The following is a 20,922-nucleotide window of genomic DNA, read 5'->3' as shown; positions in this document are numbered from 1 at the left end:
GATAACAAAATATTCACAAACAACAAACATTGACGTGATTATTCAACGCATTAATCATTTTTCTCGCCATTTTTCGCTGCGCCACGCATTTTTGCTTTATCCCTGCGGGTAACTTTGGCTACTATTAAGTTATTAACAAATCGGGCTTTGCGGGGCGGGCGCCCCCATGACGAGCGCCGTAACAGCGAACACCTTGATAGCTAAGGCCAAACTTATGCATGAATCGTTAACCATCGCCCTACTGCAGGCGCGTGAAACCGCCATGGGGTTCTTCCGCCCGATCCTGAAAAGCCACAACCTGACCGAACAGCAGTGGCGCATCATTCGCGTGCTGGCCAACAACCGCTCGATCGAATTCCACGAGCTGGCGGCGGAAACCTGTATCCTGCGCCCCAGCCTGACCGGCATTCTGTCGCGCATGGAGCGTGATAAGCTGATCTTCCGCCTCAAGCCGGTCAACGATCAGCGCAAGCTGTACGTGTCGCTGACCCAGCAGGGTCAGGATCTGTATGAAGTGGCGCGCCACCAGGTGGAACAGGGCTACGCCGAGATTGAAGCCGCTTTCTCGCGGCAGAAAATGGACCAGCTGATGACGTTGCTGGACGAGCTGATCACCCTGGGCGACAGCCTGCCCGCCAACGTCACCGCGCATCCCGCCAAGCAGTGATTTAACCCACCGGAATTCTCACATTAATTGGCGTTGCAGCCAGGCGACCAAGGCGTAAATCCCCAGTCACTTACTCAAGTAAGCGACTGGGGTGCGTGGCTGCATCAAGCAAGCGGAGCATTCGTTTCCGGCAACAGCGCGCCGCCGTCCACCACCAGCGTCTGGCCGGTGATATAGGCCGCCGCCGGCGAGGCGAGAAACACCATCGCCGCGGCGATGTCTTCCGGTTCCCCCAGCCGCCCGAGCGGCACCGCGGCGGCGATCGCCTGATTCACCTGCGCGTCGCCCAGGTTGGCCATCGCCGGCGTGCGGATCATCCCCGGCTCCACGCCGTTGACGCGAATGTTCTCCGCCGCCAGCTCCAGCGCCGCCGCACGAATAAACCCGTTCACCCCGGCCTTGGAAGCGGCGTAGTGCGCCAGCCCCGGGTAGGCCACCCGCGGGCCGGTCACCGACGAGGTCACCAGCAGACTGCCGCCGCCGGCGCGGCGCATCCACGGCAGCGCCGCCTGCGCCAGAAAGAACGGCGCCATCAGATTGACGCTCAGCGTGCGTTGCAGCAGGGCCGCGTCGATGGCGGCGAACGGCGTCAGCGGAAAGTAAGCGGCGTTGTGGATCACCACGTCCAGCCGTTGATGCCGCTCACCCACCATCGCCACCAACTCGGCGACCGGCCCCGGCTCGGCCAGATCGCAAGCTAGCGCCTGCACGCTCAGCCCTTCGTCCCGCAGCATTTGCGCCGCCGCCTGCGCCTGCGGCAGCTGCACGTCCGCGATCGTCACCTCGGCGCCCAGCCGGGCGAAGGCGCTGACGATCGCCAGCCCGATGCCCTGCGCGCCGCCGGTCACCAGCACCGCCTGCCCGGCGAAGGCGTCGGCCGCATAGGTTGCGCTCATCGGCCTATCCTCGCGGGTGGCGCGTGGTGTTCAGCACCTGCGCGTGGGCGCCCACCGCAAAGTTGCTCAGCGCGCTGAAATCGCTGCCCTGATAACCGAGGATCTTGCCGTCGGTGCGCATTCCCTGCAGATCGATCATCACCACGCCCAGCGTCGGAATGATCTTCTCGCGCCAGACGAACAGATAAAGCTGCTCCGCCACCTTCACGTAGTGGCAGCGATCGACGTCCGCCAACCCCTTCTCCACCCCGTCCAGACACTGCCAGGCGTAGAAGTTGTCGTTCAGGTAGATGTGCTCGTAGCGCTCGGTCGGGCTGTAGGTGTACATGTTGCGCATGCCGATCAGCTCATCGGTAAAGCCCGGCGGCGCCGCGTCGGCGTCATCCAGCGTGCCGAAGCGGAATTCGGCCTCGACCGCGGTCAGCGGCAGCCCCTGCTCAACCCGGCTGAAGGCGTCGAGCCGCGTCTGCGCTTCGTCCGGCAGTTGGCCGTACACCGCGGTGAAGTTGCCCTGATTGCGGTCGCACACCAGCGTAATGCTGGCGTTGGCGCGGGCGGGATCGAGAAAATCGATGAACAGCACGCCGGGGCGAATGCTGGTGGCGCGATAGGCGATACCGCGCCGCTCCCCCCACTCCAGCGTCTGCGCGTCGCTGAACCGGCAACGCTGCGTCGCGCCGTCGCTGAAACGCAGCGTCAGCGTGGTGCCCGCCAGGCCGTGCTGGCGTTCCAGCGTATTGCTGTGCGGCGCAAAGCCTTCCGCCAGCGCGCCAACCTGAATGAATACCGCTTCTGAACTCATGGAAATGCTCCTTACAGGGAAGTGAAAGCCAATGTCGGCACATCGACGATGGTAGAGCCGCCGTCGGCCACCAGCGCAGCGCCGGTAATGATTGAAGCCTCGCTGGAACAGAGGAAACGACAGATACGGGCGATTTCCTCGGCGCTGGCCGGCCGCCGCAGCGGCACGTCACGGCAGACCATCTGGTAGGCCTGCTCCAGCGAGATCTGATGGGCGTCCATCAGCAGCTGCATCTCTTCGTCCGCCATCGGCGTGGTCACCCAGCCGGGGCACACCGCGTTGGCGCGCACGCCCAGCGGGCCATAGTCGCGGGCGATGGAGCGCATCAGCCCGATCAGCGCGTGTTTGGCAGTGACATAACCGCAGACCTCCGGCCCGGCGGCCAGCGAGGCGATCGAGGCGACGAACAGCAGATTGCCGCCGCTCTTGATCAGCTCCGGCAGGCAGGCGCGTGCGCTGGCGAAAGCGCTGTTGAGGTTGCTGTCCATCGCCCCTTGCCACTGCTCGTCGGTCATCTCGGTAATGCGCTTGAAGCCCATGCCACCGGCGCTGCCGATCAGGCAGTCGATGCGCCCGGCGTCGCGCAGAATGGCCGGCAGCAACGTGTGGGCCCAGCTCTCGCCGCTGGCGGCGTCGCCCACCAGCGCCTGCGCGCCGATCTCATGCGCCAGCGCCGCCAGCGGTTCCGGGCGGCGGCCGATGATGAACACCCGATCGCCCTGCGCCGCCAGCAGACGGGCGCAGGCGGCGCCGACGCCGGTGCCGCCGCCGGTAATCACAACCACTCTATTCATGATTCAGCTTCTCCATCAGTTGGCCGATCATCAGCAGGCTGCTCAACAGCAGCCGCCGCTGTTCGGCGTCCAGCCGCAGATAGCGGCGGCCGGCCGGCAAACGGCTGACCACCTCCGACGCGGCGAAATGCTCGATATCCACCTGCCAGCGCCCGTCGTTCACCGTCAGCCGCACGCGGCGAAAATCCAGCTGCGCCAGCGTCTCGCCGATCTGCGGGTAGCGCAGCAGGCCAGCCAGCACCCGCTGCGCGGCCGCATGGCGCTGGCGCAGCAGATAGCGCACGCCGCGCCGCCGCAGCCAGCCGCCGGTCACCACGTCCAGCGTCAGCGGGGGCTGCGCTGCGCACGCGCCCTGTAACCGAAAGCGGTGGCTGACGATATGCGCCATAAACAGCCCCTGCACCTGTTCGCTGACCTCGATCTGCGGCCCCTGCGGCAGCGTCAGCCGCAGCAGGCCCGGCGCCAGGCGTTCGCACGCGTAGGGTTCCAGGTTGCGCGCCAGACGATCCAGCGCGGCGCCCGGCCGATAGCCCGACGGCGCTCGCCGCCAGGCGCGATTAAGTGAGGGAAGTAAGCCGATCAAACTGCGCCTCCTCGTTTTCACCCTTGGCGAACGCGTTCTCCAGCACCTGCTCGACCGGCACCGGCTTGAACGGATTCACTTTCTGCACGCACAGCGTCCAGAACAGCGCATAGGCGGCGGTCAGGCCGATCATCCAGCCGAAGGGAATGTAGACGTCGCGCGGGTTCATCCCCGGCGGCGTGATGTAGACGATGGCCAGCACGATGCCGACGCTGGAGACGATCTGCGGCAGCGGGAACCACGGCGATTTATAGGCGCGCGGCAGATCGGGGCGGCGCAGGCGCAGGATCACCACCGAGCAGGTCACCAGCAGGTAGGCCACGCCCCAGGCGCACACCGCCGCCAGCACCAGCGGAATGATCCTGTCGAGGTTGCCCTGAATGGCGAAGGCATGTACGCAGGGGATCAAGACCGCCACCAGAATGCCGACCACCGGCGTCTTAAAGCGCGGATGCAGATAGGCAAACATGCGCGGCAGCGCGCCATCCAGCGCCATGCCGTACAGAATGCGCGGCACCGCCGCCATCAGCGTGTTGATGGTCGCCGCGCCCGCCAGCAGCAGGCCGACGCCCAGCCAGTATTTGCCGAACTGGCCCATCACCTGGCCGGCGAACGCCGGGATGGCCATCGGCGTTTCCAGCAGACGCGTGCCGCTGGCGGCGTCGATCACCACGTTTTCCACCTGGTGGCTGAGCGCCGCGCCGTACAGCGCCATGCACACCGCTACGCCGCACAGCCCGAGCGCCATGGCGCGCGGGATCACCCGATCGCAGCGTTTGATCTCCGGCGCCATCGGCGTCACCAGCTCACAGCCGACGAACATGAACATCGCCATACCGATCAGGCTGAATACCGCGAAGGGATCGTTCAGATCGAGCGTGCTGCCGAACCAGCCCTCGAGCGGCACCGCATGCGGCGACAGCAGCCCGACGATGCCGAAAATCACCAGCGTGCTCCACATGGCGAAGGTCAGCACGATCTCCGCCTTGCCGAAGGCCTCGATGCCGAACGCGTTGAGCAGGCCGAACACGACGACCAGCCCGACGCCAACCATCCAGGAGGCGTTGTGGCTTTCCATCAGGGTGTTGAGGTGTTCGAAGTTCACCAGCGCCATGATGCCGGAGAGAATGGTCTCGGCGGTGCCGGCGAAGATGTGCACGATCAGGTAGGCCGACAGCGCGCCGGTGATGGCGAAAAAGCGCCCCATGCCGCAGGAGATGTAGTCGTAAACCGAACCGGAGGTCGGCAACAGCGCCGCCGCTTCGGAGAAGGTGGTGAGCTGCGCCTGCATCATGATGAAGGCGATCAGCATCGCCAGCGCAAAGGTGTCGCCGCCGATGCCAAAGCCGCTGGTGACCGTCAGGATCACCGGGCTGGCCATGATCACCCCGACCGAACTGGCCAGGGTGGTGGGAAAGCCGACCTTGCCTCGAGCCAGGTGGGCGTGCAACCGCGACGACAGGTTCATGGTTATTTCCTCTTATAGTTTTGGCCTGATGCATGCAGGTGCTTGCAGGTTTTTCACCGCCAGCGGCGGTCATCTCACTATAGAGAGGAAAGGAAAATGCTGACTATCGTCCTTAAGGACGAGACGCTTTCAACCTGCGGCGGCGCTCACGGCGGCGCGCCACTGCATCGCTCCCTGCGGGCTGCGCGGGTAGGCGAGCAGCGGCGCCAACAGCGCGGAAAAGAAGGCGTAATAGCCGGCGCACAACCGGTTGTAGCGATCTTCGCCCACATGCGCCGGGCAGCCGCCCTGGCAGACGCTTTTCACGCTGCAGCGTTGGCACTCGCGACGCAGGCTTTTGTTCCTGCCGAACGGCATCTCCGCCGCCCTTGCCGCCAGGGTGGCGAGCGGCGTCTGCCGATCGGCATGGCCGAGCAGGTGCTGCGCGTTGATCAGATGATCGCAGGCGTAGAGGCGACCGTCCGGCTCCATCACCAGATTGCCGCCGCAGCGTTCGGCGTGCACGCAGCTGGGGCTGACGTGGGTGAAATACTGCGCGTAGACCTGTTCGATGTTCATCACAAACACCTGACCGACGTGCCCGCGGCTGCGCCAGCGGCGGTACACCGCCAGCATGAAACGCCCCCAGTTGGCGGCGCTCAGCCCATAGCCGGCGGCGGGCGCATCCCCTTCCAGCATCAGCGGCTGAAACTGCAGATAGCGCGCCCCGATCGCCACCGCATGATCGTAGATCGCCTCGGCGCGATCCGCGACGCCGTCGTGCACCACCATCAGCAGGTTGAAGTCGATCTGATGGCGCTGCAGCAGCGCGATGCCGCGCAGCGCGGCGTCATAGCTGGCGCCGCCGCGCTTGTCCGGCCGATGGGCGTCCTGCACCTCGCGATCGCCGTCCAGGCTGACGCCGATGATGAATTGATGCTGCCGGAACAGCCGGCACCAGGCGTCGTTCAGCAGGGTGCCGTTGGTCTGCAGGCTGTTGCTGATCCGCACGCCCGGCGGCGCAAAGCGGCGCTGCAACGCCAGCGCCCGCTTGTAAAAACCGATCCCCGCCAACAGCGGCTCTCCACCCTGCCAGACGAAGTTGATCTCGCGGCTGTAGCGCGGCTGGGCGGCGATGTAGCCGCGGATAAACTCCGCCAGCAGGTCGTCGTCCATCTTGCGCGTCCGCTCTTGCTGGCGCTGCGGATAGTAGCAGTAGCGGCACCCCAGGTTGCAACCGGCGCCGATCGGCTTCACCAGCAAATGAAAAGGCGCCGCCGCGCGCGGTTCGCTCTCTACCGGGATCTGCTGCGCGCGCAGCTGGGCCAGGTTCATGGCGCCGCCTGCGGCAACGGTTTGTGGGTCTGTGGATCCAGGCCGGTGTAGTCGCCGGAGCTGGCGTCGACGCCGAGATAGTCGATCGCTGCGCCTTTGGCTTCAATAACCATGCTCTGCTGCGCAAAGCGGCGATACGCCTCGCTCAGCCGTTTGACCCGTTCCGGGTCGGCGGCGGCCAGATCGCGCGTTTCCAGCGGATCGTCATGCAGGTTGAACAGCCCCCACGGCGCCATCTGCGCCGTCGGCCCGGCCTTCACCAACCGCCGCAGCTTCCAGATGCCGTCTACATAGGCGGCCTGGTTATGCAGCTCCACGCCGTAGGTCGCGCGCGGCACACCGTCGGCCTCGCCGCTGAAATAGCGCTTGAAGCTGACGCCGACCATCGGCAGCGTCGGTTTGGCCTTCAGCGGTTTGCTGGCGTCGATGCCGGCATAGTCATACAGCGTCGGCGCGATGTCATACACCGCCATCGGCGTGCGATCGATACCGCCGCGGCCCTTCAACCCCGGCGCGGAGATGATGAAATCGGTGTTGATACCGCCCTGCGCGCTGGTGGTTTTGTGGTAGTTGGCGTATGGCGCGTTGCTGACGTTGGCCCAGTGCGGCCCGTAGGAGATGAACGATCCCTTGCGGCCGAGGTTGGCGTAGCTGTTGTCGAACTGCCGCCAATACTCCGGCTTCGAGCCGTAGTAGAAGCCGCTGGCCGGGTTGGCGCCGTTGTCGGTGGCGAACACGATCACCGTATTTTGGTCGCGGCCGGTCTGCTTCAGGGTGTTCAACACCGCGCCGACCTGATCGTCCATGTAAGCGATCATCGCCGCGTACACCTGCATGGTCTTGGCTTCATATTTTTGCTGTTCCGGCGTCAGCGCGTTCCAAGCCTTATCCAGCGCCAGCGTCGGCATCGGCATCGGCGTGCGATCGGAAATCAATCCCAGCGCTTTCAGGCGCTGAATGCGCTGCTGATAGGCCTGCTGATAGCCGGCGTCGTATTTGCCGTCGAATTTGGCGATCCAGTCATCCGGCGCCTGCAGCGGATCGTGCGGCGCGGTAAACGCCAGATAGGCGAAGACGGGTTTATTCTGCGGAGTATCACGGATCCACTGTTCCAGCTGGTCGGCATAGGCCTTGCTGGAATAAAAATCTTTGGGCAGCGACACGCGCTTGCCATTCAGGGTGTAGAAGGTATGGAACGCCTCCACGGTGCCCAGCGGTTTCGCGTCGTCGAAATGGCTGGTGCCGCCGCCCATAAAGGCGAAGGCGCGCTCGAAGCCGCGATCGGTCGGTTTGGCACCATCAACATAGCCCAGGTGCCATTTGCCCGCCATCATGGTGGCGTAACCCGCGTCGCGAAAACGCTCCGGCAGCGTGATCACGCGGTCGGTCAGGCGCATTTCATACCCCGGCTGCGCGGCGGTGCTCTCATACCACCACATGCCGCCCATGCCGGCCTGCTGGTTGGTGTTGCCGGTCATCAACATCGACCGCGCCGGCGCCGACATCGGCGAGGTGTAGTACTGGCTCATGCGCACGCCCCGTTCGGCCAGCGCCTGCAGGTTGGGCGTCGGTATCTCGCCGCCGAACGGGCTGATGTCGGAGTAGCCCATGTCGTCCACCAGAATGATCAGCACATTGGGGCGATCGGCGTCCGCCCCCTGAGCCAGGCCCGATAAGGCGCCGCTCAACGCCACCGCCAACGTTTTTTTCTGCATCGTCCGTCCCCTGTATGGTCATGCGGACTGAACAACCCGACGCCTCAGCCCGATAAAGGTCATCATTTTTTCGTCTTATACGTTTGGCGCCGCCTGGCGCTATCTTCAATTCGCAGTGTAGGAAGCGGCGGAAAAGCCTGGCTATCGTTCTTAAGAACGAGGGACGGCGGCCGGCAGCGGCGGCTGTAGCACGCGCAGGGCGGCGAAAGCTTCACCCGAGCAAGCATTGAAAAGCGCTGTAAATTCAGCGGGAAAAGCGGTGAATTATTTCATTAACCTATTAATGAAAATCGCGATAAATCCGAATGAAAAAGCCCTAATTAACGCAGTGTCATCTTGTTATTTATGTGTTTTATTGCAATCGGCCTCACGTTGTTAATATGTTTTTATTGTGTTGCCAAATTGCTACAACTATGCTTGTATCGTTCATATATTGACCGCCAACCTTCTCCAGATTGAACGATAAAGGGAGGAACACGAATCATGCACAGCACCGCATCCGATGCCTTTATCAACAGCTGTTTGGCGACCATTACGCACCTAATCCCGGTGTCTGCCGGGGTGTTTTATCTGGTCGATCGCGACCTGCGGCCGGATCACTACATCCTGCACGGCATGCCCGATAAAACGCATCAGCAGTACCTGAACCACTTCCAGCAAATTGACCCGCTGCAGCCGGCCAATTTCCACCGGCAAGACATCACCATGGTCGGCATGAGCCCGGCGGCGATCGCCGGCAACCGCCGCTATTACCACGACTTTATGCTGCCGAACGACATGCGCGACATGACGGAGATTTTTATTCGCCAGCGTAAGCGCATCGTTGCCGGGGTGTCGCTGATCCGCGATACGCCGTTTACCGAAGTGGAGCGCGGCCGCCTGCGCGCGGTGCTGCCGCTGATCGAGCTGGCGACGCGCGATCTGCTGCCCGACAGCGAGGCGCAGCTGCTGACCGCCAAAGAACAAGAGATCGTCAACATGGTGCGCGAAGGCGCCAGCAATAAGCGCATCGCCCTGAAGCTGGGCATTTCGCTGTCTACGGTGAAAACCCATATGCGCAATATTTTCGCCAAAACCGACGTGGTGAACCGCACCGAACTGGTCGCCGGCGGTTTTCTCGCTCACGGTTAACGCCCGATAACGGCCGCCGCTGCCGACGGCCGGAAAATAACGCCAGAACATATTCGCCATTTATGGCGCGGCTTCCCCCTGCCCGCAATCGGGCCGGGCGGGATATTTCATCGTCACTCAACGCTTGGGGAAAAGGTTTATGTCCAGTGATTCGGTTTCCGCGCCCGCCGTCGGCGCGGCGCTCCCCTGCCCGCCGCGGCTGCTGACCGCCATTATCGTCTTCGCCGCCATCGCGCCGGGCATTCTGATGACCGCCCCCGCCGTGGCCGCCCAGCTCGCGACTCAGTGGCAGCTCGGCCCGGCGCAGATCGGCCACCTGTTCTCCACCGAACTCGGCGCCATGAGCCTGGCCACGCTGCCGGCGTGGTGGTGGATCGGGCGCATCAACTGGCGGCGGGTCGCTACGCTGTCGGCGCTGGTGTTTATCGCCGGCAACCTGGCTTCGGCGCTGGCGCAGGATTTCACCCTGCTGCTGCCGCTGCGCTTTATCGCCTCGCTGGCGGGCGGCACCCTGATGATCCTGTGCATCACCTGCGCCGCCGGCACCGCCAATCCCAGCCGGGTGTATGCCTTCTGGGTGCTCGGCCAGCTGGTGCTGGGCGCGGTCGGGCTGCTGGTGCTGCCGCCGCTGTTCGCGCACTTCGGTCTGATGGCGGTCTACCTGCTTTTGGCGGCCATCATGCTGTGCTGCCTGCCGCTCATCCCGGCGTTTCCCAGCGGTTTCACCGCCGCCCGCGCCGCCCGCAGCGGCCCCGCCGCCTCGCTGGCGCGCAAGCTGTGCGCCGTGCTGGCGGTGCTGACCTTTTACATCAGCCTGAGTGCGGTCTGGACCTTTATCGGCGGCATCGCCGCCGGCGCCGGGCTGTCGCCGGCCCACAGCGGCCAGGTGCTGGCCGTCGCCACCTTGCTCGGCATCGTCGGCGCCAGCGCCGCGGCGCTGATCGGCGCGCGCTTCAGCGGCGGGCGCCTGATCGTGCTGGGGTACGCCCTGCTGCTGGCCAGCGTGGCGCTGCTGACAGGCCAACCCCTGCTGCTGCGCTTCGCCCTGGCGGCCCTGCTGTTCAAATTCACCTGGACCTTCGTGCTGCCATTCATTCTGGCGCGGGTCGCCGGGCTGGATAACGACGGCAAGCTGATGAACGGCATCAACCTGGTGATCGGCGGCGGCATGGCCATCGGCCCGACGCTGGCCGGCTCTTTAATCGAATATTCCGGCGGTTTCAACGCCTTGCTGTTCGGCGCGCTGGGCTGCGCGCTGTTGTCGCTGCTGTTGATTTCGCTGGCTTCACCGCGCGCACCGCGCCGTATAACAGGAGGAGAAAGGTGAAAAGAACAACCGGTTTCTTGTTTGATGAACGCTGTTTCTGGCACAGCACCGGCCTGCACGCCACCACCCTGCCGGTCGGCGGCTGGGTGCAACCGCCTTCCGGCGCTGGCCACGCCGAATCGCCGGAAACCAAGCGGCGCATGAAGAATCTGATGGACGTGTCCGGCCTGTCGCGCCAACTCACCCTGCTGAGCGCCGAACCGGCGACGGAAGAAGACCTGCTGCGCATCCATCCCGCCCACTACCTGCAGCGCTTCAAACAGGTGAGCGACAGCGGCGGCGGCCTGCTGGGGGAGGAAGCGCCGCTGGGGCCGGGCAGCTATGAAATCGCCAAACTCTCCGCCGGACTGGCCTGCGCGGCGGTGGAGGCGGTGCTGCAGGGCGAGCTGGATAACGCCTATGCGCTGTCGCGCCCGCCGGGCCATCACTGCCTGCCGGATCAATCGATGGGCTTCTGCTTCCTGGCCAATATTCCCATCGCCATCGAGCGCGCCAAGGCCCGCTACGGCCTGGGCAAGGTGGCGGTGATCGACTGGGACGTGCACCACGGCAACGGCACCCAGCATATCTATTGGCAGCGCGGCGACGTGCTGACGCTGTCGCTGCATCAGGACGGCTGCTTCCCGGCGGGCTATTCCGGCGAACAGGATCGCGGTGAAGGCGCCGGGGCAGGCTGCAATGTCAACGTGCCGATGCTGGCCGGCGCCGGCGACGACGGCTACCTGCACGCGATGCGGCGCATCATTATTCCGTCGCTGGAAAAATTCGAGCCGGAGCTGATCATCGTCGCCTGCGGCTACGATGCCAACGCGCTCGATCCGCTGGCGCGCATGCAGCTACACAGCGACAGCTTCCGCGCCATGACCGCGCTGGTGCAAGACGCCGCCGACCGGCTGTGCGGCGGCAAGCTGGTGATGGTGCATGAAGGCGGCTACGCCGAATCCTACGTGCCGTTCTGCGGGCTGGCGGTGATGGAGCAACTGAGCGGCGTGCGCACGGAAGTGCAGGATCCGCTGCTAGAGTTCATCCAGCAACAGCAGCCGCGCGACGCCTTCAATCGCTTCCAGCGCGAAGCGCTCGACGAACTGGCGCGCCAGTTCGGCCTGTAATCCCCTCTCTGCGGGCGCCGCATCCGGCGCCCCTGACAAGCTCGCCGCCAGCCGCTACGCTGAAGGGCAACCCTACCATCATGAGAACAATAACATGTCCGAACAAACCGTCAGCTTTATCAAAGGCCGCCACGGCGACATCGCCGTGCACGACTGGGGAAACGACAAGCCGCGCTATCTGGCGCTGCTGGTGCACGGCTACGGCGAGCATCTCGGCCGCTATCAATACGTGGCGCGCACGCTGCAGGCACAGGGGGCGCGGGTATTCGGCCCCGATCATCTGGGCCACGGCCTGTCGCAGGGCGAGCGCGTGCTGATCGAGGATTATGACGCCGTGGTCGACGACGTTCAGCGCGTGGTCGAGCATCTTCGCCAACAGTATCCGACGCTGCCGCTGGTGGTGATCGGCCATTCGATGGGCGGCATGATCGCCACCCGCTACGTGCAGCGTTATGGTGAGGAGGTGCGCGCATTGGTGCTGTCCGGCCCGCTGCTCGGCGACAGAACGGCGATTTCCGATCTGGCCGAGTTGCCGACGATCCCCGACGCGCCGCTGGATACCGCCACCCTGGCGCGCGATCCGGCGGTTGGCGCGGCGTATCAGGAAGATCCGCTGGTGTGGCACGGGCCGTTCAAACGCCCCACTCTGCGCGCCATGCAACGGATCCTCGCCGCCATCAACGCCGGGCCGGGGTTCGGCGCGCTGCCTACGCTGTGGATCCACGGCGACGACGATCGGCTGGTACTGATGAGCGAAACGCAAACCGCGCTCGATCGTCTGCAGGGCGACGATTTCGAACGGATGATCAACACGGGCGGGCGGCACGAGAGCTTTAACGAAACCAATAAGGATCAGATCCTCAAGCGGGTAACCGACTTTATTGCGCGGGCATTAGGCTAAGGCGCTCCCCCTCGGCATTCAGCCTGCTGAGGGGGGCATGACGGCGTCAGCCCTCGACGATGGCGAGGTAGTGTTTGACGAAGCGATCCGAGGTGATGTCCCAACGCACCGGAGTGCCTTTCTCGACGAACCAGGAATCGCCGGCCTGATAGTGCACCGACTCGCCGGTGCGTTCGTTGGTCAGGGTGGCGCTGCCTTCCCACACCGTGGCGTGCTCGGCGAACGGGTACTCCATCACGAAGCTGCCGCGGGTGCAGCTGAACACGCCGCAGTTCAGGTTGTCGGTCGGTTCGCCGAAGATGCTGGCCACGCCGACGTTTGGCGTGCCGGCGATCACCGTGGCGCCCAGGTTGCTGACGCTGCCGATCTCCAGCAGTTCCGGCAGCGGTTGTTTAAGCAGTAACGGTTTCATGTCATTCTCCTCTGAGGGTTAACGGCGGCCTTTCCAGTAGCCGGATGTCTGGTGCCAAACCTTACCGGCGGTGGTCATCACCCGCCGCAGCTTGTCCTTGCCGAAGATGTTGACATGCGGGATCGAGCTCATCAGATCGTAGCGATCGGATCCTTCGCTCATGCCCTCCGCCAGCACCTTGCACACGATGTGGCTCGGCGTCACGCCGAAGCCGGAGTAGCCCTGCACGTAAAACACGTTGTCGCGATCCGGCAGCGTGCCGATCTGCGGGAACAGGTTGGCGCTGCAGCACAGCGGGCCGCCCCAGGCCAGATCGATCTTCACGTCTTTCAGGTACGGGAACACCTTCAGCATCAGGTTGCGGTTCCAGGCCTTGAGATCCGACGGGAAATATTCGATCAGGCGGGTAGCGCTGCCGAACAGCAGCCGGTTTTCGTTGGTCACCCGGTAATAGTCGATCACCGGGCGAATGTCGCTGTAGGCGCCGCGGATCGGGCTGATCTGACGGATCAGATCGTCAGACAGCGGCTCGGTGGCCAGCTGGAAGGCGTAGGTATTGATAGTCTTGCGGTAGATCTGCGGTTCCATGCCGTTGAGGAAGCCGTTGCAGGCCCACAGCATCTTGTTGGCGCGCACCGAGCCCATGGCGGTGCGCACCGTGATGCGCGGCCCGTATTCCACGTTGAGCACGCTGCTGTTCTCGAAGATTTTCACCCCGTAGCCGCTCAGCGCCTTGGCCTCGCCCAGCAGCAGGTTGAGCGAATGCACGTGGCCGCCGCCCATGTGTTTCAGCGCGCAGGTGTAGGCGTCGGAACCCACCACCTGCTTCACCTCCGCACCGGTGTAAAGCTCGATCTCCTCCTCCGGCGCCACCGCCCTGAACTCCTTCAGCCAACCGCGCAGGGTCTTCTCCTGACGCGCGTTGCTGCCGAGATAGCCGTAGCCGAAGCAGAAGTCGGCGTCGATGTCATATTTCTTGATGCGCTCGCGGATAATGCCGGCGCCGAGGTTGCTGATCTTGAAGATGGTTTCCAGCCCGGCCGGGCCGACGTGGCGTTTGATCTTCTCCAGATCGTGGCCGATGCCGGCCATCACCTGGCCGCCGTTGCGTCCGGTGCCGCCGTAGCCCAGATAGCGGCCTTCGAGGATGGCGATGTTGGTGATGCCCTTCTCCGCCAGCTCCAGCGCGGTGTTGATGCCGGAGAAGCCGCCGCCGATGATCACCACGTCAACGTCCAGATCCTCTTCCAGCGTCGGGAAGCGCAGATCGTATTTTTTGGTCGCCGCGTAGTAGGTTAAGGACTCGATTTCGTTGTTCACTGCCGCACTCCCGATTGCCTATGCCATGACATCGGATTATCGGGAGGCGGCAGCCGTGCCGCTATGTCCCCTTAGGGACATTCGCTACAAAAAATTAACATTCACGCGCTGCGCCGCTGCGGGGCAGTCAGCAGCAGGCTGAACAGTTCGGCCTGCGAGCCGATGTTCAGCTTGCCGTAGATATTCTTGCGGTGGTTTTTTACCGTGCCAAGGCTGATGAACAGCCGGTCGGCAATCTGCTGCGAACCGCAGCCGGCGAGGATCAGATCGACGATCTCGCGCTCGCGCGGCGTCAGCAGATAGCGCGCCTGGGCGCCGTCGCTGTTCACCGTCGCGGCCTCGGCCGGCGCCGCCACCACCTCACCGTGCAGCCGAGCCACGCTTTTCACCAGCGTCAACGCGCTGCGCAGATCCGCCCGCTGCGGGTAACGCACCGCCACCGTGCGGCGCGCCGAGCCAAAGAACACTCCCAGCCCGCGCTCCGGCGTCAATTGCAGCAGCACCCCGGCCTCGTCGTGCCAGCCGGTCTTGCGATAAAAATTGCGGTAATAGTCGCTGTGATAAAACCCGCAGGGCGCCAACTGGCGCAGCGTCAGCACCTCGCCTTCGCCGCCGTCGTTCAGCGCGCGATAAAACGGATCCTGCAGGTAGGCGCCCTGCTGGTAGATCTGGTTGACCGCGTCGCTGTTTTCCCGCTCGGTTTTGATCAGGCAGCGCGGCGGCCGGCCGCGTTCGAAGGCATAGACGATGGCGTTGTCGAAGGCGAAAAACCCTTCCAGCCAGTTCAGCAGGCTGGGATAAAAACGCGGGCTGGCCACCGCATCGATCACCGCAGACAAGCGTTCAACCTGAATATCCATACCCGCCTCGCCATTATTAATACATTAACAATCTACCGATTTCGGATGGGGTTGGCCGCATGACGGCCGGTACTGTTAAAAAAAGCATCCGCAGCGCCGAAATGCAAGAGCGCGATCGTTTACATGTTAAACAACTCACAGGTTGCCGCGGCGGGGAAAGCGGTGGCCGCTCCGCGCCCGCTGGCTTATGCTGTGGCATCGCGCCCCGCAACGCCGTCAAGGAGACCTTATGTCCGTCAGCCATATCATCGCCAACCGCCAGACCTGGTTCGGCCACGGCAGCATCCAACAGCTGCCGCCGCTGCTGCTGGCCGATCCGCAGCCGACGCTGCTGTTCAGCTGCCGCTCTTTTCTCAACGGCCCGGTGTACGCCGGCCTGCGCGAAGCGCTGACGCCGCTGCTCATCGGCACCGAGATCGTCAGCCACGAGGCGTCGCCGCAGGAAATAGACGCCTGGGTGGCGCGCTGGCGCGGCCAGGCGCGGCGCGTGGTGGCCATCGGCGGCGGCAGCGTGCTGGACGCCGCCAAGGCGTTCTCCGCGCTGGTTGAGCACCCGCTGCCAACGCTGCGCTATATGGAAAAGGTGGGCGACAGCAAAATCAGCGGCGCCACCCTGCCGCTGATCGCCATTCCCACTACCGCCGGCACCGGCAGCGAGGTGACGCAGAACGCGGTGATCACCGATACCCAGGTCAGCAAGGTGAAAGCCTCGCTGCGCCATAACAACTTCGTGCCGCACACCGCCATTCTCGATCCGCAGCTGCTGGCGGGCGCCCCGGACAAGGTGCTGGCCTACTGCGCCATCGACGCCTTCACCCACCTGTTCGAGGCCTATCTGTCGAAAACCGCCGGCGCCATGACGCGCGATATGTCGCTGAGCGGCATCCGCCACTTCCTCGCCGCCTGGCCGGCGCTCAACCGCAGCGACGCAGCGCGCGAAGCGATTATGCAAGCTTCGTACCTCGGGGGGCTGACGCTGAGCGCCGCCGGGCTGGGGGTCATTCACGGCATCGCCGGCGAGATCGGCGCGCTGCGCGACTACCATCACGGCCAGGTCTGCGGCCGCCTGCTGCTGCCGTTCCTCACCCTGCTGGAAAGCAGCGAACAGCCGCAGCAGCGCGCACTGATGGCCGAGCTGGCCGCGCGCCTGTACCCGCACTGGCAGGGCAGCCCGGAGAGCTACCTGACCGATTTCATCACCCGCCACGCCATCGCGCCGTTCTGGCAGGACGATTTGCCGATTTCCGGCCAGGAATTGGCGGTGGCGCTGGAGAAATCCAACAGTAAGAATTCCTGGATCGACTATGCGCCGGCGCAGCGGCAACGGATGATCGAAGAGGCGTTTCGCGTTGAATGATGATATCTACCCTAAATAGTTGGAGCTGCATCCCGGCGGCAAGAGGCGGCTCGCCAGGAGCTTACTCAAGTAAGTGACTGGCGTACGCACTCGCAGCCAACACAGATGCAGTTTCAAGTATGACGGGTATAATCAGATCAACGCACTAGCAGGAGTAAGGAAATGGGCATCATCGGCTGGATCTTCGCCGGCATCGCGGTCGGCATCCTGGTCGGCGCGCTGATCAGAATCTTCGGCAAGAAGAAAGAGCAGTAAGCGTCACGCTGTTCCGTGGGCCGCCAGCAGGCACTCATGGAACAGCTTCACCACCCGCTGCGGCACCGGCGAGCGGCGCAGCACGCTGGAGTATTCGCAGTGGTAGCGGAACAGCGCCGGTTTGATCGCCCGCATCAGGTTCTGCGCCACAAAAAACGCCGCGTAGTGATCCGGCAGAAAGCCGACGTATTTGCCGGACAGAATTAACGTCGCTATCGACTCCTGCGCAAACCCCGTCGCCTTGCGATGCAAATGTTGCTGCAGGCTCAGTTCCATATTCGGCGAATGATAGCCTAATCCGGCGAAGGCATAATTGTGCAGCAGATCCCAATTTAATGTTTCATGGGGGCCGGAAAATAATTCATGCTGTGCGCCGCAATATAAGAACATCCTCTCACTGAATAACGAATGATAAGATAAACTTTCCGCGCTGCGGTGCATGGGAATAACCCCAACCTGAAATTGCCCATCAATAACGCCGCGTTCAATGGTATTAATCGGCTCCACATACATTTGCAAAGAAACCTCCGGCGCGCGCTCGCTGAATAACGCGATGGCTCGGCCGATCTGCGCCTGCGGATTGCTGACCGTATGGTCGAATATCGCCACGTGCAGCTGCCCGCCCATGCGCTGGTGCACCTCATCCACCCCGCGCCGGAACGCCTCGGTGGCCGCCAGCAGGTTGACGGTTTCCTGGTAGATAATCAGCCCCTCGTCGGTGACCGCAAAGCCCTCGCGCCCGCGCTGGCACAGCGTCAGGCCCAGCCGCTGCTCCAGATCCTTGATGTGCTTGCTGATGGTCGACAGGCTGATGTTCAGCTCCAGTTCGGCGGCGCTCATGCCGCCGCAGTCGACCACGGCCTTGAATACCCGCAGCAAACGCAGATCCATATCCGACAATTGCCCTAACAACGCGCGCTTTTTTACTTGCATAAAACCTTAAGTAAGTTTCGACATATGATTATTCACAGTAGAGAACAAGCGGTACATAGTCAATTTCGCACAACAATTCGTTAACAACTCATTTTATTTAATTAATCGCACTTATTTTCCTGCCCGGAGGAAAACATGGCCGCTGAAAATTATTCACTCAATCGTCTCGATGCCGAAGGATTAGAGGCCCATTGGATGCCTTTTACCGGCAACCGCAATTTTAAAGCGCAGCCGCGCATCATTACTCAGGCCGCAGGGGCGTATTACACCAGCCACGACGGCAGAAAGATTTTCGACGGCCTGTCCGGATTGTGGTGCTGCGGATTGGGGCACGGCCGGCAGGAAATCACCGACGCCGCCCAGCGCCAGCTGGCGACGCTGGATTACTCGCCGGCGTTTCAGTTCGGCCACCCGCTGTCGTTCGAACTGGCCAACAAAATCAAGGCGCTGACGCCGGCGGGGCTGGATTACGTGTTCTTCACCGGCTCCGGCTCGGAAGCGGCGGACACCTCGCTGAAAATGGCGCGCGCTTACTGGCGCGCCAAAGGCCAGGCGGGAAAAACCTGCTTTATCGGCCGGGAAAAGGGCTACCACGGCGTTAACTTCGGCGGTATCTCGGTCGGCGGCATCGCCGGCAACCGCAAGACGTTCGGCGCCGGCGCCGAGGCGGACCATCTGCCGCACACCCTGCTGGCCGGCAACGCCTTTTCGCGCGGCATGCCGCAACAGGGGGCGGAACTGGCGGATGAGCTCAACCGCATCATCGCGCTGCGCGACGCCTCGACGATCGCCGCGGTGATCGTCGAACCGTTCTCCGGCTCCGCCGGCGTGATCGTGCCGCCGGTCGGCTACCTGCAGCGCCTGCGCGAGATCTGCACCCAGCATGACATTCTGCTGATCTTCGACGAAGTGATCACCGCCTTCGGCCGCTGCGGCGCGATGACCGGCGCCGAGGCGTTCGGCGTCACGCCGGACATCATGAACATCGCCAAACAGGTGACCAACGGCGCGCAGCCGATGGGCGCGGTGGTGGTGCGGCCGGAGATCTACCACACCTTCATGAACGGCGGCGAGCCGGACTACCAGCTCGAATTCCCGCACGGCTACACCTACTCCGCCCATCCGGTCAGCTGCGCGGTCGCGCTGGCGACGCTGGACATCCTGCAGCGCGAACAGATGGTGGAGCGCGTACAGGCGCTTGCGCCCTATTTCGAACGCGCGGTGCACAGCCTGCAAGGAGCCAAACACGTCGCCGACATTCGCAATATCGGCCTGGCGGCCGGCATCACGCTGGCGGCGCGGCCCGGCGAACCGGCGCGGCGCCCCTTCGAGGCGGCGATGCGCTGCTGGGAAAGCGGATTTTACGTGCGCTACGGCGGCGACACCCTGCAGCTGGCGCCGCCGTTCATCAGCAGCGAGGCGCAAATCGACGCGCTGATCAACGCCGTCGGCGACGCCCTCAACGCCACCGAATAAGGAGAGAATCATGACCATCACCCATTGGATCAACGGCGAGCCCGCCGCCGGCGGCGAACGCAGCCAGCCGGTTTACGACCCGGCCACCGGCCAATCGGCGCAGGAGGTGCAGCTGGCCGACCGCGCCACGGTGGAGCGCGCCATCGCCGCCGCCGAACAGGCCTATCCCGCCTGGCGCGATACCCCGCCGCTGAAACGCGCGCGCATCATGATGAAGCTCAAGGATCTGCTGGAACAGCATGCCGACGCCGTCTGCCAATTGATCACCGCCGAGCACGGCAAAGTGCTCAGCGACGCCCTGGGCGAACTGCAGCGCGGCATCGAGAATATCGAATACGCCGGCTATGTGCCGGAACTGCTGAAAGGCGAACACAGCAAAGAGGCCGGCCCAGGCATCGACAGCTGGAGCGAGTTTCAGCCGCTGGGGGTGGTGGCGGGCATCACGCCGTTCAACTTCCCGGCGATGGTGCCGCTGTGGATGTGGCCGATGGCGGTCGCCTGCGGCAACACCTTCGTGCTGAAGCCTTCCGAGCGCGTCCCTTCCGCCGCGCTGTATATCGCGCGGCTGGCGGCGGAAGCCGGGCTGCCGCCGGGGGTGCTCAACGTGGTCAACGGCGATCGCGAAGCGGTGGAGACGCTGCTGCATGACGGACGCGTGAAGGCAATCAGCTTCGTCGGCTCAACGCCGGTGGCGGAGCACATCTATCACACCGGCTGCGGTCAGAACAAACGGGTGCAGGCGCTGGGCGGCGCCAAAAACCACGCAGTGGTGCTGCCGGACGCCGATATCCCCGGCGCGGTCGGCGCGCTGATGGGCGCGGCATTCGGCTCCAGCGGCCAGCGCTGCATGGCCATCCCGCTGGTGGTCGCGGTGGGCGACGGCACCGCTGAAGCGCTGATCGCCGGGCTGCGGCAACAGATGGCCGCCATGCGCGTCGGCCCCGGCAGCGACAATCGCAACGACATGGGGCCGCTGGTGACCCAACAGCATTATCAGAAGGTGAAAGACTATATCGATCAGGGCGTGGCCGAAGGCGCCGAGCTGCTGGTGGACGGCCGCGAGCTGAGCGTGACCGGCGACGACGGCCGCCCCAGCCAGGGGTATTTCCTCGGCCCGACGCTGTTCGATCGCGTGACGCCGGGCATGCGCATCTATCAGGAAGAGATCTTCGGCCCGGTGCTTGGCGTGGTGCGCGCGGCGTCGCTGCAAGAGGCGATGGCCTTGATCGACGCCCACGAATACGGCAACGGCACCTGCCTGTTCACCCGCGACGGCGAAGCGGCGCGTTACTTCTCCAGCCGCATTCAGGTCGGCATGGTGGGGATCAACGTGGCGCTGCCGGTGCCGGTGGCCTACCACTCGTTCGGCGGCTGGAAGCGCTCGCTGTTCGGCGATCTGCACGCCTACGGCCCGGACGCGGTCAGGTTCTACACCAAACGCAAAACCGTGACCCAGCGCTGGCCGGCCTCCGGCGACGCCCGGCGCGCCAGCTTCAGCTTCCCGTCGGGGCAGGGGTAACACATAAGAACAATAAACTTCCGGGGAGCAACGCTCCCCGGCATTTCGCGCGCTCCATTTGATTCCTGCGTACAGCCTGTGCA

At 63.9% G+C, this 20,922-nt stretch carries 19 protein-coding genes; 8 read left to right on the top strand and 11 right to left on the bottom strand.

Features of this window, described 5'->3' with window-relative positions:
- The first annotated feature begins 214 nt into the window (after positions 1–214).
- The gene (gene hpaR, locus ACJ8OK_RS11105) at positions 215–667 is read left to right on the top strand and encodes a homoprotocatechuate degradation operon regulator HpaR (RefSeq protein ID WP_033631720.1); all 453 of its coding nucleotides are present in this window, start codon (positions 215–217) and stop codon (positions 665–667) included.
- A 104-nt stretch (positions 668–771) separates the two neighbouring features.
- Here hpaR and ACJ8OK_RS11100 read toward each other — a convergent pair whose 3' ends face one another.
- The 7 genes from ACJ8OK_RS11100 to ACJ8OK_RS11070 all read right to left on the bottom strand — a co-directional run bounded on the left by ACJ8OK_RS11100 (position 772) and on the right by ACJ8OK_RS11070 (position 8,239).
- Positions 772–1,563, bottom strand: a complete 792-nt coding sequence (locus ACJ8OK_RS11100) for an SDR family oxidoreductase (protein ID WP_033631719.1) — start codon at positions 1,561–1,563, stop codon at positions 772–774.
- 4 nt (positions 1,564–1,567) lie between these two features.
- The gene (locus tag ACJ8OK_RS11095; RefSeq protein ID WP_033631718.1) at positions 1,568–2,365 is read right to left on the bottom strand and encodes a molybdenum cofactor biosynthesis F family protein; all 798 of its coding nucleotides are present in this window, start codon (positions 2,363–2,365) and stop codon (positions 1,568–1,570) included.
- Between the two features lie 11 nt (positions 2,366–2,376).
- Positions 2,377–3,159, bottom strand: a complete 783-nt coding sequence (locus ACJ8OK_RS11090; RefSeq protein WP_033631717.1) for an SDR family NAD(P)-dependent oxidoreductase — start codon at positions 3,157–3,159, stop codon at positions 2,377–2,379.
- The gene (locus ACJ8OK_RS11085; RefSeq protein ID WP_021505405.1) at positions 3,152–3,742 is read right to left on the bottom strand and encodes a DUF3156 family protein; all 591 of its coding nucleotides are present in this window, start codon (positions 3,740–3,742) and stop codon (positions 3,152–3,154) included. The genes ACJ8OK_RS11090 and ACJ8OK_RS11085 overlap by 8 nt, the downstream gene beginning before the upstream one ends.
- Positions 3,717–5,210: an APC family permease gene (locus ACJ8OK_RS11080; protein WP_015376523.1), complete on the bottom strand. Its 1,494-nt coding sequence runs from the start codon at positions 5,208–5,210 to the stop codon at positions 3,717–3,719. Before ACJ8OK_RS11080 ends, ACJ8OK_RS11085 begins: the two co-directional genes overlap by 26 nt.
- Positions 5,211–5,339: 129 nt before the next feature.
- Positions 5,340–6,524: an anaerobic sulfatase maturase gene (locus ACJ8OK_RS11075; RefSeq protein WP_033631715.1), complete on the bottom strand. Its 1,185-nt coding sequence runs from the start codon at positions 6,522–6,524 to the stop codon at positions 5,340–5,342.
- The gene (locus ACJ8OK_RS11070; RefSeq protein ID WP_442530581.1) at positions 6,521–8,239 is read right to left on the bottom strand and encodes an arylsulfatase; all 1,719 of its coding nucleotides are present in this window, start codon (positions 8,237–8,239) and stop codon (positions 6,521–6,523) included. Before ACJ8OK_RS11070 ends, ACJ8OK_RS11075 begins: the two co-directional genes overlap by 4 nt.
- 483 nt (positions 8,240–8,722) lie before the next feature.
- Here ACJ8OK_RS11070 and ACJ8OK_RS11065 point away from each other — a divergent pair, with 483 nt between their 5' ends.
- From ACJ8OK_RS11065 to ACJ8OK_RS11050, 4 genes are all read left to right on the top strand, one after another.
- The gene (locus ACJ8OK_RS11065) at positions 8,723–9,370 is read left to right on the top strand and encodes a helix-turn-helix transcriptional regulator (protein ID WP_004933198.1); all 648 of its coding nucleotides are present in this window, start codon (positions 8,723–8,725) and stop codon (positions 9,368–9,370) included.
- 139 nt (positions 9,371–9,509) lie between these two features.
- A complete protein-coding gene (locus tag ACJ8OK_RS11060) occupies positions 9,510–10,697 on the top strand; it encodes an MFS transporter (RefSeq protein ID WP_033631713.1) in 1,188 nt (395 codons plus the stop codon).
- Positions 10,694–11,806 carry a class II histone deacetylase gene (locus tag ACJ8OK_RS11055; RefSeq protein ID WP_033631712.1) on the top strand — a complete coding sequence of 371 codons (1,113 nt, stop codon included), beginning with the start codon at positions 10,694–10,696 and terminating at the stop codon, positions 11,804–11,806. Before ACJ8OK_RS11060 ends, ACJ8OK_RS11055 begins: the two co-directional genes overlap by 4 nt.
- Before the next feature lie 94 nt (positions 11,807–11,900).
- Positions 11,901–12,707: an alpha/beta hydrolase gene (locus ACJ8OK_RS11050; RefSeq protein ID WP_033631711.1), complete on the top strand. Its 807-nt coding sequence runs from the start codon at positions 11,901–11,903 to the stop codon at positions 12,705–12,707.
- A gap of 46 nt (positions 12,708–12,753) precedes the next feature.
- On the opposite strand, the gene ACJ8OK_RS11045 is transcribed toward ACJ8OK_RS11050, so the two are convergent.
- The 3 genes from ACJ8OK_RS11045 to ACJ8OK_RS11035 all read right to left on the bottom strand — a co-directional run bounded on the left by ACJ8OK_RS11045 (position 12,754) and on the right by ACJ8OK_RS11035 (position 15,299).
- Positions 12,754–13,119, bottom strand: a complete 366-nt coding sequence (locus tag ACJ8OK_RS11045; protein ID WP_004933207.1) for a cupin domain-containing protein — start codon at positions 13,117–13,119, stop codon at positions 12,754–12,756.
- 18 nt (positions 13,120–13,137) lie between these two features.
- Complete coding sequence (locus ACJ8OK_RS11040; protein ID WP_015376516.1) at positions 13,138–14,439, bottom strand: NAD(P)/FAD-dependent oxidoreductase; 1,302 nt, start codon at positions 14,437–14,439, stop codon at positions 13,138–13,140.
- 101 nt (positions 14,440–14,540) lie between these two features.
- On the bottom strand, positions 14,541–15,299 hold the full coding sequence (locus ACJ8OK_RS11035; RefSeq protein WP_060558500.1) for a helix-turn-helix transcriptional regulator: 759 nt from the start codon (positions 15,297–15,299) through the stop codon (positions 14,541–14,543).
- A gap of 229 nt (positions 15,300–15,528) precedes the next feature.
- Between ACJ8OK_RS11035 and ACJ8OK_RS11030 the strand changes: the two genes are divergently transcribed.
- The gene (locus tag ACJ8OK_RS11030) at positions 15,529–16,656 is read left to right on the top strand and encodes an iron-containing alcohol dehydrogenase (RefSeq protein WP_021505269.1); all 1,128 of its coding nucleotides are present in this window, start codon (positions 15,529–15,531) and stop codon (positions 16,654–16,656) included.
- A gap of 258 nt (positions 16,657–16,914) precedes the next feature.
- Here ACJ8OK_RS11030 and ACJ8OK_RS11025 read toward each other — a convergent pair whose 3' ends face one another.
- A complete protein-coding gene (locus tag ACJ8OK_RS11025) occupies positions 16,915–17,844 on the bottom strand; it encodes a LysR family transcriptional regulator (RefSeq protein WP_004933224.1) in 930 nt (309 codons plus the stop codon).
- 135 nt (positions 17,845–17,979) lie between these two features.
- Here ACJ8OK_RS11025 and ACJ8OK_RS11020 point away from each other — a divergent pair, with 135 nt between their 5' ends.
- Entirely contained in the window at positions 17,980–19,320 is a 1,341-nt protein-coding gene (locus tag ACJ8OK_RS11020) for an aspartate aminotransferase family protein (protein ID WP_085337484.1), read from the top strand.
- A gap of 10 nt (positions 19,321–19,330) precedes the next feature.
- Complete coding sequence (locus tag ACJ8OK_RS11015) at positions 19,331–20,839, top strand: CoA-acylating methylmalonate-semialdehyde dehydrogenase (RefSeq protein WP_411750267.1); 1,509 nt, start codon at positions 19,331–19,333, stop codon at positions 20,837–20,839.
- The last annotated feature ends 83 nt before the right edge of the window (positions 20,840–20,922 follow it).

This window comes from Serratia sp. CY71090 (assembly GCF_052166845.1).
GTDB lineage: Bacteria > Pseudomonadota > Gammaproteobacteria > Enterobacterales > Enterobacteriaceae > Serratia > Serratia nematodiphila.
Note: the sequence above shows the minus strand (reverse complement) of the source record. Positions and strands in the feature narration are given on the sequence as shown.

Coding starts and splice junctions, on each gene's coding strand:
- hpaR (WP_033631720.1), top strand. CDS start 215: ATGCATGAATCGTTAACCATCGCCCTACTGCAGGCGCGTGAAACCGCC.
- ACJ8OK_RS11100 (WP_033631719.1), bottom strand. CDS start 1,563: ATGAGCGCAACCTATGCGGCCGACGCCTTCGCCGGGCAGGCGGTGCTG.
- ACJ8OK_RS11095 (WP_033631718.1), bottom strand. CDS start 2,365: ATGAGTTCAGAAGCGGTATTCATTCAGGTTGGCGCGCTGGCGGAAGGC.
- ACJ8OK_RS11090 (WP_033631717.1), bottom strand. CDS start 3,159: ATGAATAGAGTGGTTGTGATTACCGGCGGCGGCACCGGCGTCGGCGCC.
- ACJ8OK_RS11080 (WP_015376523.1), bottom strand. CDS start 5,210: ATGAACCTGTCGTCGCGGTTGCACGCCCACCTGGCTCGAGGCAAGGTC.
- ACJ8OK_RS11075 (WP_033631715.1), bottom strand. CDS start 6,524: ATGAACCTGGCCCAGCTGCGCGCGCAGCAGATCCCGGTAGAGAGCGAA.
- ACJ8OK_RS11070 (WP_442530581.1), bottom strand. CDS start 8,239: ATGCAGAAAAAAACGTTGGCGGTGGCGTTGAGCGGCGCCTTATCGGGC.
- ACJ8OK_RS11065 (WP_004933198.1), top strand. CDS start 8,723: ATGCACAGCACCGCATCCGATGCCTTTATCAACAGCTGTTTGGCGACC.
- ACJ8OK_RS11060 (WP_033631713.1), top strand. CDS start 9,510: ATGTCCAGTGATTCGGTTTCCGCGCCCGCCGTCGGCGCGGCGCTCCCC.
- ACJ8OK_RS11050 (WP_033631711.1), top strand. CDS start 11,901: ATGTCCGAACAAACCGTCAGCTTTATCAAAGGCCGCCACGGCGACATC.
- ACJ8OK_RS11045 (WP_004933207.1), bottom strand. CDS start 13,119: ATGAAACCGTTACTGCTTAAACAACCGCTGCCGGAACTGCTGGAGATC.
- ACJ8OK_RS11035 (WP_060558500.1), bottom strand. CDS start 15,299: ATGGATATTCAGGTTGAACGCTTGTCTGCGGTGATCGATGCGGTGGCC.
- ACJ8OK_RS11030 (WP_021505269.1), top strand. CDS start 15,529: ATGTCCGTCAGCCATATCATCGCCAACCGCCAGACCTGGTTCGGCCAC.
- ACJ8OK_RS11025 (WP_004933224.1), bottom strand. CDS start 17,844: ATGCAAGTAAAAAAGCGCGCGTTGTTAGGGCAATTGTCGGATATGGAT.
- ACJ8OK_RS11020 (WP_085337484.1), top strand. CDS start 17,980: ATGGCCGCTGAAAATTATTCACTCAATCGTCTCGATGCCGAAGGATTA.
- ACJ8OK_RS11015 (WP_411750267.1), top strand. CDS start 19,331: ATGACCATCACCCATTGGATCAACGGCGAGCCCGCCGCCGGCGGCGAA.